The 16,448-nt window shown below is 33.0% G+C and carries 17 protein-coding genes; 7 read left to right on the forward strand and 10 right to left on the reverse strand.

Translation table 11 applies throughout. The features are described 5' to 3' along the window. Positions 1-14: 14 nt before the first annotated feature. Positions 15-1,172, reverse strand: a complete 1,158-nt coding sequence (locus tag VCM48_RS13355) for a 5-(carboxyamino)imidazole ribonucleotide synthase (protein ID WP_482270825.1) — start codon at positions 1,170-1,172, stop codon at positions 15-17. 66 nt (positions 1,173-1,238) lie between these two features. Beyond that, positions 1,239-1,649 carry a Rieske (2Fe-2S) protein gene (locus VCM48_RS13360; protein WP_440120868.1) on the reverse strand — a complete coding sequence of 137 codons (411 nt, stop codon included), beginning with the start codon at positions 1,647-1,649 and terminating at the stop codon, positions 1,239-1,241. Positions 1,650-1,843: 194 nt separating this feature from the next. On the opposite strand from VCM48_RS13360, the gene greA reads away from it, so the two are divergent. The 3 genes from greA (at position 1,844) to VCM48_RS13375 (ending at position 3,760) form a co-directional block, all read left to right on the forward strand. Next, on the forward strand, positions 1,844-2,317 hold the full coding sequence (gene greA / locus VCM48_RS13365) for a transcription elongation factor GreA (protein WP_099215937.1): 474 nt from the start codon (positions 1,844-1,846) through the stop codon (positions 2,315-2,317). 101 nt (positions 2,318-2,418) lie between these two features. Next, positions 2,419-2,811 (forward strand): HIT family protein, encoded by a 393-nt coding sequence (locus VCM48_RS13370; RefSeq protein WP_482270826.1) that lies wholly within the window; start codon positions 2,419-2,421, stop codon positions 2,809-2,811. Positions 2,812-2,878: 67 nt separating this feature from the next. Then, the gene (locus VCM48_RS13375; protein WP_482270827.1) at positions 2,879-3,760 is read left to right on the forward strand and encodes a hypothetical protein; all 882 of its coding nucleotides are present in this window, start codon (positions 2,879-2,881) and stop codon (positions 3,758-3,760) included. 29 nt (positions 3,761-3,789) lie between these two features. Here VCM48_RS13375 and VCM48_RS13380 read toward each other — a convergent pair whose 3' ends face one another. Then, positions 3,790-4,938 (reverse strand): sensor histidine kinase, encoded by a 1,149-nt coding sequence (locus VCM48_RS13380; RefSeq protein ID WP_440120871.1) that lies wholly within the window; start codon positions 4,936-4,938, stop codon positions 3,790-3,792. Positions 4,939-5,013: 75 nt separating this feature from the next. On the opposite strand from VCM48_RS13380, the gene VCM48_RS13385 reads away from it, so the two are divergent. Then, entirely contained in the window at positions 5,014-5,874 is an 861-nt protein-coding gene (locus VCM48_RS13385) for a flavin reductase family protein (RefSeq protein ID WP_482270828.1), read from the forward strand. 7 nt (positions 5,875-5,881) lie between these two features. Then, entirely contained in the window at positions 5,882-6,247 is a 366-nt protein-coding gene (locus tag VCM48_RS13390) for a DUF3127 domain-containing protein (RefSeq protein ID WP_125068815.1), read from the forward strand. A gap of 234 nt (positions 6,248-6,481) precedes the next feature. Here the strand turns inward: VCM48_RS13390 and VCM48_RS13395 are convergent, their stop codons facing one another. The 3 genes from VCM48_RS13395 to VCM48_RS13405 form a co-directional block, all read right to left on the reverse strand. Further along, positions 6,482-6,730 (reverse strand): DUF1456 family protein, encoded by a 249-nt coding sequence (locus VCM48_RS13395; protein ID WP_299036180.1) that lies wholly within the window; start codon positions 6,728-6,730, stop codon positions 6,482-6,484. Between the two features lie 12 nt (positions 6,731-6,742). After that, a complete protein-coding gene (locus tag VCM48_RS13400; RefSeq protein ID WP_121146097.1) occupies positions 6,743-7,378 on the reverse strand; it encodes a YqaA family protein in 636 nt (211 codons plus the stop codon). An 80-nt stretch (positions 7,379-7,458) separates the two neighbouring features. Next, a complete protein-coding gene (locus tag VCM48_RS13405; RefSeq protein ID WP_482270829.1) occupies positions 7,459-9,015 on the reverse strand; it encodes an NAD(P)/FAD-dependent oxidoreductase in 1,557 nt (518 codons plus the stop codon). A 65-nt stretch (positions 9,016-9,080) separates the two neighbouring features. On the opposite strand from VCM48_RS13405, the gene VCM48_RS13410 reads away from it, so the two are divergent. Both VCM48_RS13410 and aat read left to right on the forward strand, forming a co-directional pair. Continuing rightward, a complete protein-coding gene (locus tag VCM48_RS13410; protein ID WP_482270830.1) occupies positions 9,081-10,460 on the forward strand; it encodes a short-chain fatty acid transporter in 1,380 nt (459 codons plus the stop codon). 405 nt (positions 10,461-10,865) lie between these two features. Next, the gene (gene aat / locus VCM48_RS13415) at positions 10,866-11,489 is read left to right on the forward strand and encodes a leucyl/phenylalanyl-tRNA--protein transferase (RefSeq protein ID WP_482270831.1); all 624 of its coding nucleotides are present in this window, start codon (positions 10,866-10,868) and stop codon (positions 11,487-11,489) included. 7 nt (positions 11,490-11,496) lie between these two features. On the opposite strand, the gene VCM48_RS13420 is transcribed toward aat, so the two are convergent. From VCM48_RS13420 to VCM48_RS13435, 4 genes are all read right to left on the reverse strand, one after another. After that, positions 11,497-11,997: a hypothetical protein gene (locus tag VCM48_RS13420; RefSeq protein ID WP_482270832.1), complete on the reverse strand. Its 501-nt coding sequence runs from the start codon at positions 11,995-11,997 to the stop codon at positions 11,497-11,499. A 95-nt stretch (positions 11,998-12,092) separates the two neighbouring features. Continuing rightward, positions 12,093-13,913, reverse strand: a complete 1,821-nt coding sequence (locus tag VCM48_RS13425) for an AAA family ATPase (protein WP_482270833.1) — start codon at positions 13,911-13,913, stop codon at positions 12,093-12,095. Positions 13,914-14,159: 246 nt separating this feature from the next. After that, positions 14,160-14,792 (reverse strand): LysE family translocator, encoded by a 633-nt coding sequence (locus VCM48_RS13430; RefSeq protein ID WP_482270834.1) that lies wholly within the window; start codon positions 14,790-14,792, stop codon positions 14,160-14,162. A 22-nt stretch (positions 14,793-14,814) separates the two neighbouring features. Next, a complete protein-coding gene (locus VCM48_RS13435) occupies positions 14,815-16,413 on the reverse strand; it encodes an alpha/beta hydrolase (RefSeq protein ID WP_482270835.1) in 1,599 nt (532 codons plus the stop codon). Between the last annotated feature and the right edge of the window lie 35 nt (positions 16,414-16,448).

Genomic DNA, 16,448 nt, shown 5'->3' on the forward strand with positions numbered 1-16,448 from the left:
GCGTAGTCGAGAGGTTATTTTGCTATTACCTTAATAGTTTCTTTTACTTGTTGAGCGACTTTTCTCGCTTCATTTATATCTTCATTAACAATAGTTACGTGTCCCATTTTACGGAAAGGTTTGGTTGTCTTTTTTCCGTAGATGTGAGGGGTAACTCCGTCAATCTTTAAAATTTCTTCGATGTTTTCATATACTACATCACCAGTATAGCCTTCAGCACCAACTAAGTTCACCATAATTCCGGCTACTTTACTTTCGGTATTTCCTAAAGGAAGGTTTAAAATACTACGTAAATGTTGTTCAAATTGATTGGTATAACTTGCTTCAATTGAATAATGCCCTGAATTGTGAGTTCTTGGAGCAGCTTCGTTTACTAAGATGTTGTCATCTTCAGTTTGAAACATTTCCACAGCTAATAACCCAACAAAGTCAAAAGCATCAGCAACTTTTAAAGCAACTTCGCGCGCTTTTTTGGCAACTGTATCCTCAATTCTTGCAGGACAAATTACATATTCTACTTGATTAGCTTCTGGGTGAAATTCCATTTCAACTACAGGATAGGTTTTGGTTTCCCCGCTTGCATTTCTTGCAACAATAACAGCTAATTCATTTTTAAAAGGAACTAGTTTTTCAGAAATACACTCACCAGTAGGGAGATTTTTTAAATCGCTGATGGCACGAACAATTTTTACCCCATTACCATCATATCCAAATCGAGCAGATTTCCATACAAAAGGAAACGTAACCGCTTCGTTGCTAATAGCGTGTTTTAACTCTTCTAAAGAAGTAAACCTAGAAAAGTCAGCAGTAGGGATATTGTTGTCGTGATAAAACACCTTTTGATGTGCTTTATTTTGAATAGTTCTTAAGTTTTTAGGCTTTGGAAAAATAGTTAACCCTTCAGCTTCTAAAGCATCTAAAGCATCAATATTTACGTTTTCAATTTCTATGGTTAACAAATCTACTTGTTTTCCAAAATTGTAAACAGTATCATAATCCAATAAATCTCCTTGATGAAATTCGTTACATATCTGAGCGCAAGGAGCGTCAGCGTTTCCGTCTAAAATAACAGTATAGATATCGAATTTTTGCGTTTCGGTAAGTAACATTCTTCCTAATTGGCCGCCTCCTAGAACACCCAATTTAAAGTTTGAAGAAAAGTAGTTTTTCACGATAAATGTGTTAATTGTGTTGTTGTTGCTGCAAAAATAAGAATCTAATTGTTAGTACAAATAGTATTAACGAGATATTCTTAACTGATTGTTACTAATGGGAGTAACAAAATACATTAATGCATTACAACCTTCACCGTCTAAAGGAGCACCACCAGAAAGGTAGTTGTATTTTTTATCATCGCAAGGGCAGGTAATCTCTACTCCGTTAAAAGTCATTAAAGAGTTACAGTTTTGCTCTGGGCATTGCTGGTCAAAAGCTCTGTAACCAGAGGTTCCTGTTCTAAAAATAAAAACATTTCTCCCTTGTATTACATTTTGAGATTCTCCTCCAGGAACTAATAAACCGCTAAATTCTGGAAGCGATAAATCGATAATAGCATTCATTTTTATTCCAGAAAAGCAATTGTTAATAGGAGTGTTATCACTACAGCTAAAACAAATTATAACAAGAAATAAATAAAATATTTTTTTCATTTTTTAGTATAGAAGTTGTTATTGTAACGCAACGAAGTTACAAATATTTTGTACATTTGTAAGACAATCTCATTCCTAACGGCGTGGGATTTTTAAATTTAACCCTCAGGGTTCTAGGAAGAAAAGTTATATGCTTCTTATAAAACGTTAAGGAAAGCGTATAAAAGTTTGTTGATTTTAAAAAGAGAGAAGAGATGAGTAATGTATCATATTATACGGAAGAAGGATTAAAGAAACTTAAAGAAGAGTTAGCACATTTAGAGCAAGTAGAAAGACCACGTGTTTCTCAAGAAATAGCGGATGCTCGTGATAAAGGAGATTTGAGTGAGAATGCAGAATACCATGCTGCTAAAGAAGAGCAATCATTATTAGAAACAAAAATAGCTAAGCTAAAAAATGTAGTAGCTAATGCTCGTGTTATTGATGAAAGTCAGTTGGACATGTCTAAAATCTTAATTCACTCAATAGTTAAGATTAAAAATACGGTTAACGGAATGGAGTTCACCTACACACTTGTTGCAGATAGTGAAAGTGATGTAAGAAACGGAAAATTATCTGTAAACTCACCAATAGGTAAAGGTTTGTTAGGTAAAAAAGTAGGTGATGTAGCCGAAATACAAGTACCTAACGGAATTATGAAGTTTGAAGTTATGGAGATTTCTCGATAAGAGAAAAGAACAAATATAAAAGAGTAAAGATTTATTCGGGTTTTAGCTTCGCTAGAACCCGATTTCTTTTTTATTTTTACTGTAAAATTAAATAAAAAAACATGGCAAGTATTTTTACAAAGATTATAAACGGAGAAATTCCATCATACAAAATAGCAGAAGACGATAACTATTTTGCTTTTTTAGATATCAACCCAAATGCAAAAGGACATACATTGGTTATTCCTAAACGAGAGGAAGATAAATTATTTGACTTATCGAAAGAAGAGTACGATGGATTAATGTCTTTTTCTTATAGAGTAGCCAAAGCGATTGAGAAAACCATTCCATGTGAACGTGTGGGAATGAGTGTAATTGGTTTAGAAGTACCTCATGTACATGTGCATTTAATTCCATTACAAACCATGGAGGACATCCGATTTGTAAAGAAAGAAAAATTAACAAATGAAGAGTTTGTAGCAGTAGCAGAAGAAATTGCTAAGAGTTTTGAATAATTGAGTCATTATTTATTTCAGCGAGATTATAAATATAAAAGATAAAATAACCAAATAAGAAAAATTAATGCAGAAAACTATCATACTAATTTTATTAACATTTACTATACTATTTAGTTCTTGTCAATTTAATCAATCAGCAAATAAAGATTTAATAACAGGAGCATATTCAAGAGGAGACGGATTAGGGTCTGATGATGTACTTATAGAAGTTAATGGTAAAGTTGAAAAGAGAAATGAATTTGTTTTTGGCGAAAAAGTAAATTTAGTTTTTAACAATGTTACTGGATTAACAAAACTGGATGAAAAGACTTATCCAGGACTTTCAATGTATATTGTTAAAAATGAAAAAGATACTGTGCTATCTAATCCTGATTTATTAGGGAATATAACTGATGGAACAGCGCTTTCTCCTCTTAAGTTACAAGCTAATTTTAGAGCAGCATTAGCATATCAAAATAACGAAAAGTATAAGGCTTATTTACAAATATGGGATAAAAAAGGAGAAGGGAAATTCAACTATGAATTACCATTTACTATAAAGGAAAACGATTTACTTAAAATAACAAATAATGATATTGAGTATACAAATATTTATTTGTGGAATGAGACGCTTAAACAACCAGTTTTCGATAAAAATATAAGTCCTGAACACTTATTTATTTTAATAATTGAAGGGGCAAAAGGATTAGAATTAAGCGATAACAAAGTTTTTCCTGTTTTTTCACTTGAACTTTCAGATAATAAAGGAGGTAAGATCATTTCTAACCCGAACCTATTGAGTGCTTATAAGGAAGGAGTTGACCCTAAAGCTTTAGAAAACCAATTAACAGCAAAAATTAGTTTCTCTAAGGGGAAAATTAGCAATCCATGTAAGTTGGTAGCTAAGTTAAAAGATGAGAATTCATCAAAAGAAATTACAGTAACAACAGAGTTGGTTATTAATTAAGGTAACATTAAATAGGAGAGAAGGAATTACTAAACCTTATTCAATAAAATTTCAAAAGTAGTTCCTTTTCCTATTTCAGATTTTAATACGTGTATTTTTCCGTTGTGGTAATCTTCAATAATACGTTTAGAGAGCGATAAACCAAGTCCCCAACCACGTTTTTTTGTGGTAAACCCTGGGTTGAATATTTGTGAAAACTGTGTTTTAGGAATTCCTTTACCAGTATCAGTAATTAGAATTTTTACATTCTTAGAACTTTTACTAATGCTAACAGATAAACTCCCTTTACCTTGCATAGCATCAATAGCATTTTTAATTAAGTTTTCTATTACCCAACCATATAACTCGGTATTTAGGTTGGCGCGAATTTCTTCTGCTTCGGTAGTAAAAGAAAAAGAAATTTGTTTAGAACTTCTATTTTCTAAGTAGTCATAAGCAGCTTTAGTAATGGATACAACGTTGTAAGGTTTTAACTCTGGTAGAGATCCTATTTTAGAAAAACGATTTGCGATGGTATTTAAGCGTCGCACATCTTTTTCAATTTCATCAACATAATCACTGCTAACATCCTCAGCACGTAAAATAGCTATCCAACCTAATAAAGAAGAAAGCGGTGTTCCTATTTGATGCGCAGTTTCTTTAGCCATTCCTGTCCACAACTTATTTTGTTCAGCAACTTTGTTAGACTTGTACACCATGTAAATAATAGTAAGGAATAACCCTAAAATTAGTACTAAGGCGAGCGGGTAGTATTTAAGTTTGTATAAAAGATCAGAGTTTCTGTAGTAAATATGTTCTTTAATACCTAAGTACTCTATAGCAATTGGTTCATTCTGTTTTTTCATAATGCTCAATTGCTGTTGAAGATACTTTGGGTCTGTAGATTTTATAGAATCTAAGTTATGGAACTGCTTTATCTGTCCATCTTTATCAACTAAAATAGAAGGAATATTCTCTATGGTTTCATAAACTTTGTTTACTAAGTTAAAGTTACCATCTGAGTTTGGGTTAGATACCACTTCTTTAATAGCAGTGGCATAAATCTCCATCTTAGCACGTTCATCTTTTTTAAATTTTTGAAAAAACACGTAGGTATTCCATAAAATAAATAAAACGATAAGTAATGAAATACTAATAGCAATACGTTTTACCCAATAAGTGTTTCTAAAAAAAACCATCAATCAAATATAAACTATTATCTAGAATAACTAAATTTATAAATAGGTAGTATATTTACACTAAAATTATACAGAATGTTATCAATAAACCCTAAAGATATACCAACTTCTAAACTTCATGGATATTTATTAGGAGCTGTAGCTCCAAGACCTATTGCTTTTGCAAGTACTGTAGATGCAGATGGAAACCCAAATTTATCACCATTTAGTTTTTTTAATGTATTTGGGGCAAACCCACCAATTATGATTTTTTCTCCAGCACGTAGTGTACGAGGAAATAAAACCAAACATACGTTAGACAATGCTGAAGCAACCAGAGAAGTGGTTATTAATATTGTAAATTACGATATTGTTCAGCAAATGTCGTTGAGTAGTACCATGTACCCAAAAGGAGTAAATGAGTTTATAAAAGCTGGTTTTACAATGTTACCTTCAGATGAGGTAAAGCCGTTTAGAGTAGCGGAGTCTCCTGTACAATTTGAGTGTAAAGTAAAAGACATTATTTACACAGGTGAAGAAGGTGGAGCAGGAAACTTAATTGTTTGTGAGGTAGTAAAACTACATGTAAACGAAGATGTGTTAGCAGAAGATGGTAGTATAGACCAACATAAAATAGACTTAGTAGCCAGAGCAGGAGGGAATTATTACAGTAGAGCTAGAGATGGTTTTTTTGAAATTCCAAAACCATTAACTACCTTAGGAATTGGAGTAGACCAAATACCTGCTGAAATAAAAAACAGTACAGTATTAACAGGAAACAATTTAGGTATGTTAGGCAATGTAGAACAGCTACCTACAGAAGAAGCTGTTAATAACTTTGCGAAAGAACATTCACAATTTGTGGGTATTTCAACTGAAAAAAAACATACTTTTGCACAAGAGTATTTACAAAACAATGATGTAGAAAGTGCTTGGAAGGTACTTTTAATTAAATAGATAAGAAATGGAAGTAATAGGAAAAATTAAATTAATTAACGAGACACAAACATTTGGGTCTAACGGATTTAGAAAGCGTGAACTAGTAGTAACTACTGATGAGCAATATCCTCAAATGTTATTAATTGAATTTATTCAAGATAAATGTGATTTATTAAACAGTTATCAGGTAGGGCAAGATGTAAAGGTTTCTATTAATTTAAGAGGAAGAGAATGGATTAACCCACAAGGAGAAGCTAAATACTTCAACTCTATTCAAGGATGGAGAATTGAAAACTTAGCACAAGCTGCTTCACAAAACATTCCACCAGCTGACCAGTTTGAGCCAGCTCCAGATTTATCTGCTAACGAACCAGATGATTTACCATTCTAAGAATATTTAGAAAACTATGAATACAAAAAGAGCGCAAAATTTGCGCTCTTTTTTTGTTTTGCGGAAAACTACATTTATACTTACGGATATCCCTTTTAATGTACCAAAAGACAGTTATATATTTGTATCATAATCATTCAATAAATAATTATTGATTGAGAAATTTAAGGGGAAAATAAAAACCTTCTGATTCAATCAGAAGGTTTTTTAATTATATAAGTGTTAGTGGTGTGGTTACTTTTTTGTTGGCTTTTTTTCTGGCATCGGACCTCTTAAATGAATAATTAATCCGTTTAAAAAGTTACGTAAAAACTGATCTCCGCATTCCACATACTTAGGATGATCTTCTTTTCTAAAGATTGCGTTGATTTCCGATTTAGAAACTTTAAAATCAACTAAAGCGCAGATTTCAATAATATCAGTATCTCTTAATTTATGTGCTACTCGTAGCTTTTTAAAAATGTCGTTGTTAGTTAGTCCCATAATTGTTTTAAGTTAATTTACTACCGAAAAAATAGCCCATGCATAAATAGCAAAACGAGCAAAACGAAATAAGCCTACAAAAACTACATTTTTAAAAGGGTATTTAATCATACCAGCAGTTAAACAGCTAATAGCAAAAGGTAGTGGTAATAGTGCACCTACTAAAATTAAAAATCCACCCCATTTACTAGTGTTTTTAAGGTTTTTAGCCATTTTAACTTCTAAGTAATTTCTTACAGAATCTATCTTTAAAGAAGCCCTACCTATAAAATAAGCACACAAACCTCCTAAATAAGATAAGGTAGCTAACAAAGAAATATTTACAATAGGGTCGGCTGTTTTCTTAGACCATGCGATAAAAATCTCTGGCGGAATTAATCCTAAAATTGTTTCAGAAATAAAAAAAGTAACTAAAACTCCCGTTCTAGAAAAAGTTTCGGTCATATGTTGTAAACCATCGTTAATATTATAAACATACTTGTTAAATAATAATATACCAACAACAGCTCCAACAATTGGCCAAAAAGCTTTTTTCAAGCTAATCCAAATGAACATGTAAAAACCAGTGCGATTATAGTAGTTGTGTAAACGTTTATAATGCGGCTTATCTATTTTCTTTTTGTTATTTTTTTTATTCTTTTTACTCATCGCTAAAAAAGCCTCTAATTTTTAGGAATAGCAAAAGTACGAGGTAATTGGAAATTACACCAACAAATATTTGTTAATTATTACAGGTTTGCAATGACAGCCTCAGCACAGCGTTCACCGTCCATAGCAGCCGAAATAATACCACCCGCATAACCACCACCTTCACCACAAGGAAAGAGCCCTTCAATTTGTGGATGTTCAAGGTTTTCTTTTCTCGGAATATTTACTGGTGATGAGGTTCTAGACTCCACCCCAACAATGTTGGCTTCCGCAGTATAATAACCGTGCATCTTTTGCCCGAAAGCAGCAAAACCTTTACGTAATCTACTTCCAATCAATTTAGGAAGTAACGAATGTAGCGGAGAAGAATTCAATCCGGGTTGATACGAACAATCATTTAAAGAAGAAGATAATCTACCTTCCACAAAGTCAGTTAAACGTTGTGCTGGGGCAACTTGACTTCTTCCACCTGCGTTAAAGGCTAACTTTTCTAAATCTTTTTGATATTGTAAGCCTTTTAAAACTCCGTATTTCTCATACTTCGGTAAGTCTTTATCAACATTAATTTCAACTACAATACCCGAATTTGCAAACTTGTTATTACGACGCGAAGGCGACATTCCGTTTACTACTACCTCACCATTGGCAGTTGCCGCAGGAACAATGAATCCACCAGGACACATACAGAATGAATACACTCCACGGTTTCCAACTTGATGAACTAAACTATATGCAGCAGCAGGTAATAACTCATCACGTTGACCTGAACAACTATACTGAATTTGATCAATAATTTCTTGCGGATGCTCTACACGAACTCCCATAGCAAACGACTTTGCTTTCAGTAAAATGTCTTTTTTATGCAATAGCTCGTATATATCTCTTGCAGAATGCCCAGTAGCCAAAACAACAGCATTCACAGCCATTTCCGTTCCGTTTTGGAGTTGTATAGCTTGTAGCTTGTTGTTTTTAACGATAAAATCAGTAACACGAGTTTCAAAATGAACTTCTCCACCGTGTTTTAAAATCGTTTCACGAATATTTTGAATAATCTTCGGAAGTTTGTTAGTTCCTATGTGCGGATGTGCATCGACTAAAATTTGATCGGTAGCACCATGATATACTAAGTTTTCAAATATTTTACGAACATCACCACGCTTTAAACTTCTTGTATATAACTTTCCGTCAGAATACGTTCCTGCACCACCTTCACCAAAACAATAGTTAGAGTCTGGGTTTACCTCATGAAATTGATTAATAGCACGTAAATCTCTACGACGATCTTGTACATTCTTACCACGCTCTAACACAATAGGCTTGTATCCTAACTCAATACAACGAAGTGCTGCATACATTCCTGCAGGACCAAAACCTACAATATGAATTTCTTTCGCATTTGATACATCTTGATATTCAAAAATATAATCAGGAGTATCTGGCTGTGGTTCGTTAATGTATACCGCTACTTTATAGTTAAAAATAACTTCTTTTTTACGTGCATCTATCGATTTACGTAACACTTTTACGCTAGTAATATCAGCTATATTAATACCTAGCTTCTTAGCAGCTTTTAGCTGTAAAATATTGTCTTTGCGTTCTTCTACTAAATTAACACGTAATTGAAGTTCTTTTACCATACTGCAAAACTAGTTAAAATAAGATTCAGTCTATTTAATTATTTTAGCAAATCAAACCCTATACTATGAAAATTACGCAGGTTATAGAAAATGTTTTTAAAAAATATTTACCCTCACCTTTTACCATCGCTATATTATTAACACTGGTAACTCTTTTATTAGCACTGTTTTTTACAAAACCAGAAGAAAGCTCTGTAGTTACCTATTCTTTAGAAGTTTTACAATTTTGGGAAAACGGAATTTGGTCTAACGGATTACTCGTTTTTGCCTATCAAATGATGTTGATTTTGGTATTAGGGCATGTATTGGTGTTGAGTAAGCCTGTGAGTAATTTAATTTTAAAAGTAACAAAATTCTGTACCAACACAGCAAATAGTGCAGCCATTGTAAGTTGTACTACTATGTTGGTAGCTTTCTTTAATTGGGGGTTAGGACTCATTTTTGGTGCTTTATTGGCACGTAAAGTAGCAGAACATGCGCAACAACAGAATATCAAATTAAATTATCCAATTATTGGAGCGGCGGGTTATATGGGTTTGATGGTTTGGCATGGTGGAATTTCTGGGTCGGCACCCATAAAAATTAATGAGAGTGGGCATATAAAAAGTATTATGCAATCGGTTTCTTCGGATGAGGTTTTAGCTCAAATACCTGATGTGATTGATTATTCTCAAACGATTTTTAGTTGGTGGAATTTGCTGATTTTTTTCGTGGTAGTAGCTGCGGTATCGGCAACCTTTTATTTTTTAGGGAAGAAAGCAACTCCTACAGCGATTAATTTACCAGAATATAAAATGCATACCGATGAAAAGGTTAGCACTCAAGCAGAAAAACTAGATAGTTCTCAGTGGTTAGCTATTGCTTTTGGTGTGTTGATTTTAGTAGCGTTTGGTTATCGTTATTGGGCAGACATTCAGCAGTTGAAAATTACACCTAACCTAATTAACTTTTTTATGTTAGGATTAGGAATTATGCTACACGGAAGTTTTAAAAAGTTTACCAATGCTGTGGGAGAGTCAATTAGTGATGTTTCTGGAATTTTAATTCAGTTTCCATTGTATTTTGGTATTATGGGTGTGATGAAAAGTACGGGAATGGTTACTTTAATTTCTGATTTTTTCGTGTCTATAGCAACGGCAACGACCTTACCCATATTTACCTTTTTTAGTGCTGGTTTGGTCAATATTTTTGTACCGAGTGGGGGAGGACAGTGGGTTGTACAAGGTCCTATTGTGGTAGAAAGTGCATTAAAATTAGGGGTTCCGTTACCTAAAGCAATTATGGCACTAGCATATGGAGATCAAATAACTAACATGTTACAGCCTTTTTGGGCATTACCCTTATTAGGAATTACAAAACTAAAAGCAAAAGAAATTTTACCCTACACGTTAATTGCAATGGTGGTAGGTAGCGTAATTTATTTGTTAGGACTTACCTTGTTTTAAGAGTTTATTGAGGAAACGTCAGCGCGTTACGCTGATGGCTCCGTTGTGTTGAGGAAACGCCAGCGAGCTTCGCTGATGGTTCCGTTATGTTGAGGAAACGCCAGCGAGCTTCGCTGATGGTTTCGTTGTGTTGAGGAAACGCCAGCGAACTTCGCTGATGGTTTCATTGTGTTGAGGAAACGCCAGCGAACTTCGCTGATGGTTTCATTGTGTTGAGGAAACGCCAGCGAACTTCGCTGATGGTTTCGTTGTGTTGAGGAAATGTCAGCGAACTTCGCTGATGGCTCCGTTGTGTTGAGGAAATGCCAACGAACTTCGCTGATGGCGACTATACCACGTTTTTATTAATAAAACTTTTATGTTGAATTCACGGATATAGTATTTTTGTAAAAAAGAATGTAACGAATGATTTGGCTTTCTGAAAAAATAGAGTTTCCTCCGTATGAGTTGGCTACTGATGATGGTTTACTGGCTTTGGGCGGTGATTTATCGGCTGAACGATTGGTGTATGCCTACCAACATGGAATTTTCCCGTGGTTTAATGAAGGGGAGCCCATTGTTTGGTATTCTCCATGGGAGCGTATGGTGTTGTTTCCTGAGGAAGTGAAGATTTCCAAATCGATGAAACAGGTATTGCGAAAAGGCGGTTTTACGATAACGGAAAATAAAGCTTTTGATGATGTTATTTTTAATTGTCGACACATCAATCGTTTTGATCAATTAGGTACTTGGATTACCGATGAAATGGAAGATGCTTATATAAACTTACACGACAAAGGCTATGCAAAATCTATTGAGGTATGGATAGATGACAAACTGGTTGCAGGTTTGTATGGAGTAGATTTAGGAAACGGTGTGTTTTGTGGTGAAAGTATGTTTAGCAAAGTAAGTAATATGAGCAAAGTTGCGTTTATCCATTTAGCGAAAAATGGAGGCTACAAACTCATCGATTGTCAAGTATATAACGACCATCTAGCAAGTTTAGGCGCGAGAGAAATTCCTAGGGAGGAGTTTTTGAGGTGGTTATAAATGATATTTAGTTTTCAATTTTTTTTATTTTTATTTTCTTTAACAATACAATTATTATAAACAGAAAACCAATAGATAGAATTAATTTCCAAGAGTTATTGTAGTATTTGTTGACTTCTGATACTTTTAAATAAATTAAACCATTTGGAGAGCGAATATCAAAACAATCAATATCACGATTGATTTTCTCTCTTGTTGTTCTTTCTTTTCTAACTAAAATTATTAGTGGTTCTCCTTTTTTTAATGATAGAAATTTTTCTTTGTTATTAATATTGTCATAAGAATAACCCTCAATGTCAAATTCAAATGGATGTGTTTTTAATTTGAATCGAATATTATTGTCTCCCATATTTCCACAATCCTCACATAATTCAGGTTTTTTTTCTAATATTCCTGCGATTTGTTTAAGTTCGGTTTCATTTATTTTTCCAGGGTTTAGAAACAAATACAATGCTCCGATAAATAATATAATTATTACTATTAAATCATTTTTTAGTTCCTTAGTCATGTGTATGGACGAAATTGGTTACAACGTTTCATGTATGGTGTCGTAGCATCCCGCAGGGTGCTATGCACTATACATATTGTTGGCAATAGTTTTTATCATGATTGAATAAATTTCAAAGCTTCCAAAATGTCCATTGGTATCATACCTGGCATATCATCTATTATTTTATCAATCATTTCAAGTTTTAGTAACTCTTCCTTGTCTTTTTTTAACTTATTCAATCCTGGGAACGCTGTCAGAATTTTACCTTCAAGTTCATGCCCATGATGTATTAGATACCAGTTAGGAATTTTAATTTCCGATCCACCTACATAAGTAATAGCAATTTCATCTAAATTCTCAGTTGGATTAACTTGTTCTCCAATTTTGGACACTATAACATTTGATATACTTTGAAGCTGAGTATTATCCATGTGGCCTATATCCATATAGTTTTGCTCATCAGTCAACCCCAAATCAGATTTTTCTATAAGTTTTTCTCTTAACAGTAATGCTGCTAAAAGGATAGGGTCAAATATGTAATTCTCAATTGCATATCTAGTTTTGTCCCCTAAAACTTTTATATATGAATATTCTTCTGGTTCATTTTCATTATCCCAATCTATAATTCCCCAGACTGATTTATTACCTGCTTCATTAAGGGTTTTACAAATATTTTTTACTTGTTCACAATTTGATACTTTCTGCCCATGTTTATCTGTTCTACTTTCCCCAGAGGAAATAAAAGTCAAAGATATCTCAGGTGTTAAATGTGTGTTTAGTTTATGATGTAATTTTTCATAAAAAACAACATCATAAGGACTTTCAACAAATACTTGACGCCTGTTTTCGTAATGAATACTAATTGTGTTTAAGCCTTCTGTTAATACACTCAAGGCTTTGTCTTTGTCAACTTGTTCAAATCTTTCTCCAACTTTGGACATGCAGAATATACTATCTTCTCTTGCAAGCGCAACCGTTGATGGAGAATGAGTAGTTAGTATTACTTTAATACCTTTATTTATAACCAATTCATCATAAATAACATCTAAAAATTCCTTTGACATTGAAGGGTGAAGTGGCGCATCTGGCTCATCAAGCAAAAGAATTTTAGGATAAATATTGCTTTCAGCTAGTTCAATATTAAATAAGCAGAAAGCTAAAGAAACAATAACTCGTTCTCCACTAGACAAAGCGTTTACTTGAACACGGTCATTTGTAATACGGTTTATGAACTCTGGAGTTATAGTCATGCTTTCATCAAAATTCTCTTCTTTGATTCCTTCAACAAAATAGTCTGATTTAGATTTTATTAGAAACCTATTAATTAGTTCCCATGGATTAATGTTTTTTTCATTGAATTCTTCGTCTGTAAGCACATCATAAGTTGCACCTTGTGAATTCCTATATTTTCTATAGTTATTCTTTTCTCTGTTATAGGCGTAGTTGTAGAATAGTTGTCCCAGATTGGTTTGAAAAATATCTGCAATTCCTAAATCTTCATGAGAAAAGGAATAGTCTAGAATGTCCTTCTCGTTAAGTTCCGAAAACTCTTTTCCTAAATTTTTAGCAATTTTTTCTGCTATATTTTTTCGTTGAAAATTCCTATTTCTGCCTTGTTTAAGTCCTTGAGTTATTTGCCGTTTTATTTGGTAATAAGATTGTTTGTTCATTGACCCAAGGTTTGATGGATTTAGACCATTGTATGCAATGTATTTAATTACCCCCGGGGAATAATCATCAGAAAGCAAGCGAATTGTATAATTTAATTGACCCGAATTTTGGGTGAATTCAACTTTGTTTTGAAGTTGATTAAAAAGTTCAAGAAGCTGAGATTTTCCAGTCCCATTTAACCCTGTTACCACACAAAAATCTCCTAAAGAAGGTGTTTTGAAATCAGTTAAGGATTTATATTTTCCAATTAATTCAAATTTCATTTATTTTCAATTATTGCCAACTTGTTTATATAAGTACTTTTAGTGTTTTTATACGAATGATATGGAGGTATAATAGCACTTTTTCATCCAAATATAAAAAAAATAAAAAGAGTATAATAAATACATTTAGGTATAGGGGTAAGAAATTCCTAGAGAGGAGTTTTTGAAGTGGTTGTAATTGGTTTCAGCTATGAATAGTGAAGTAGTTTAGCAATTAATTTTATAGTATGTTACATACTGGCTTTTTTATTTCGCTTTTGTCAAAGCCATTTTTACAGCAAGTCCAGTTAATACTGAAGTCATAAACCACTTCTGTATTCTTAACCAAATTGGCTTTTTCGAGAACCAATTTGCCATTTTAGCAGCAGATATAACAATCAAAAAATTAACTAAAAAACTTATTAGTATTTGTGTAATTCCGAGTTGAAAACTTTGACCTAAGATAGAACCATGTTCAGGCTTTATAAATTGAGGAAAAAAAGAAAGATAAAATACAGCCATTTTTGGATTTAGGATATTTGTCAAAAGTCCAATATTAAATAGCTTAAGAGGTTTGTCCGATTTCAAGTTTTGGTCAGCGTCAAAAATTTTATTTTTAGATTTAGCGGTATTATAAGCTAAATATAATAAGTATCCTACTCCAAGAAACTTAACTACTACAAAAGCATAAGGGACAGCAAAAAATATTGCAGTAAGTCCAAAAGACACCATAAGTATATGGAATAAAAACCCACACATTACTCCCAAAAGAGAAACGATTCCAGCTTTTTTTCCTTGTGACAAAGACCTTGAGATTAAATAAATCATATTCGGTCCAGGTGAAAGCACCATTATTAATGCTGCTAATCCAAATAGTAATAAATCATTAAATGGTATCATATTTCTGTTTTAGTTTTATGTTTTACTCTATTCCAATTAAGGATATTAACCCATCTGAAAGTGTTCCTCGCCAATTCAAGTAATTGTGTCCTCCTTTAAATTCATGATAATCTACTTCATAACCTTTTATTTCAAGGATATCTCGAAACTGTCTATTCATTCCTAGCATTGATGCACCAGCATCATATAAACCTATATCCATATAGAATTTAATAGGTAATCGTTTACTCTGTTTGTATAAATTGATTAGTTTTCCATTATTTTCTGGATATATCCAATGATTTTCATCTTTAGTTCCTTTAATCCAATAAGATCCTGATTGGGAAAGAACATTCCCTATTACATCTGAATATCTAAACGCGATATAACTAGCTGCAAAGCCACCACGACTTGAACCAGCTAAAATAACTTTGCTTGATTTAGGATGAATGTTGTATTCTGCACGTGCCCAAGGAATGAGTTCAGTTGCAATAAAGTCTCCAAATTTTTCGTTTACCAAATCTTTACTACGGCTACCCATTGACCATACTAAAACAGTGATAGTAGGTGAGATTTTTTTGTCCGCTATTAGATTGTCAATTATAGTTGGAGTAGGTATTCTTGACCTACGATTTGGTCTTGATCCGTATGATTCTCCGTCAAAAACTATTAATAAATTATGAGGCTTCTTTGAATCGTAATTAGCAGGTGTGTGAATAGATATTTTTCGTTCTTGATTTAAAATTTTACTTTTAATTAATGTTGGATACAATATTCCTCTGCTAATATTTTCTCTTTTTGAAATGTAAGTTTGTTCAGGGGCATTTGGCATTTCAATAGTTCCATCATAAGCGTGTTTAACACTTCTAGATTCAATTTCCTTGTTTGGACCATATTTATCTAAATTAAAATAATTGAAACCATAATTGAAGCGAGCATCATTAGGAACTTTTTGCGTAACAAAATGGAGTTTTGTGTTTGGTAATCGTTGAAATCGAAGTCCCAAAAAATCAGGGCCACCGCTCAACATTACATATTCTGTATTATTATCTGGCACACAGAAATAGGTGACTAACATATTTACATTATCACCTTCAATTGGTTCAATAATATGCCTTTCAGTATGGCTGGCTACAAATTTATCAATAGCGTTGTTATCGTTAAGTGTAGATTCCCATAGCTTGTATAGTGTTTCTGTTGGAAGCTCCTTTTTGGTAATACGTTTAGTGTTTTCTGGAAAGCTCAAAATCTGTTCTACTTCTAAAGTGTAGTTACCTTTTTTAGCATCTTTATCGAGAGAATGAACTATAAACTTGTATAAACCAGATTGATTCGCAGTAAGGTCAATCGGTTCTTCTCCTTCTTTTCCGTTTGGACTGTCAACTTGATATAAAAGCTCACCTGTAGGGGAATATACATCGATAACCAAATCTATCCCTTTTTGAACAACCTTTCCGGTGATTGCCATACCATTTTCTAATTGAACAGCATAAGTGTGCTGCTCCTCAGTAGAAATGGTGTTCTCGATTATATCATCGGTAGTTAGATTTTTAATGCTTTGATTCTGTGCAAAGACAGTATTGTTAAGATTCAATATTAAAAGTGTCAGGATTGACAAGGCAGGTTTCAAAAAGATCTTCATTGAGTTTTAATTCTATTTCGATTGGTTTGAATTGT

Source organism: Tenacibaculum sp. DPLXC6 (assembly GCF_056815515.1).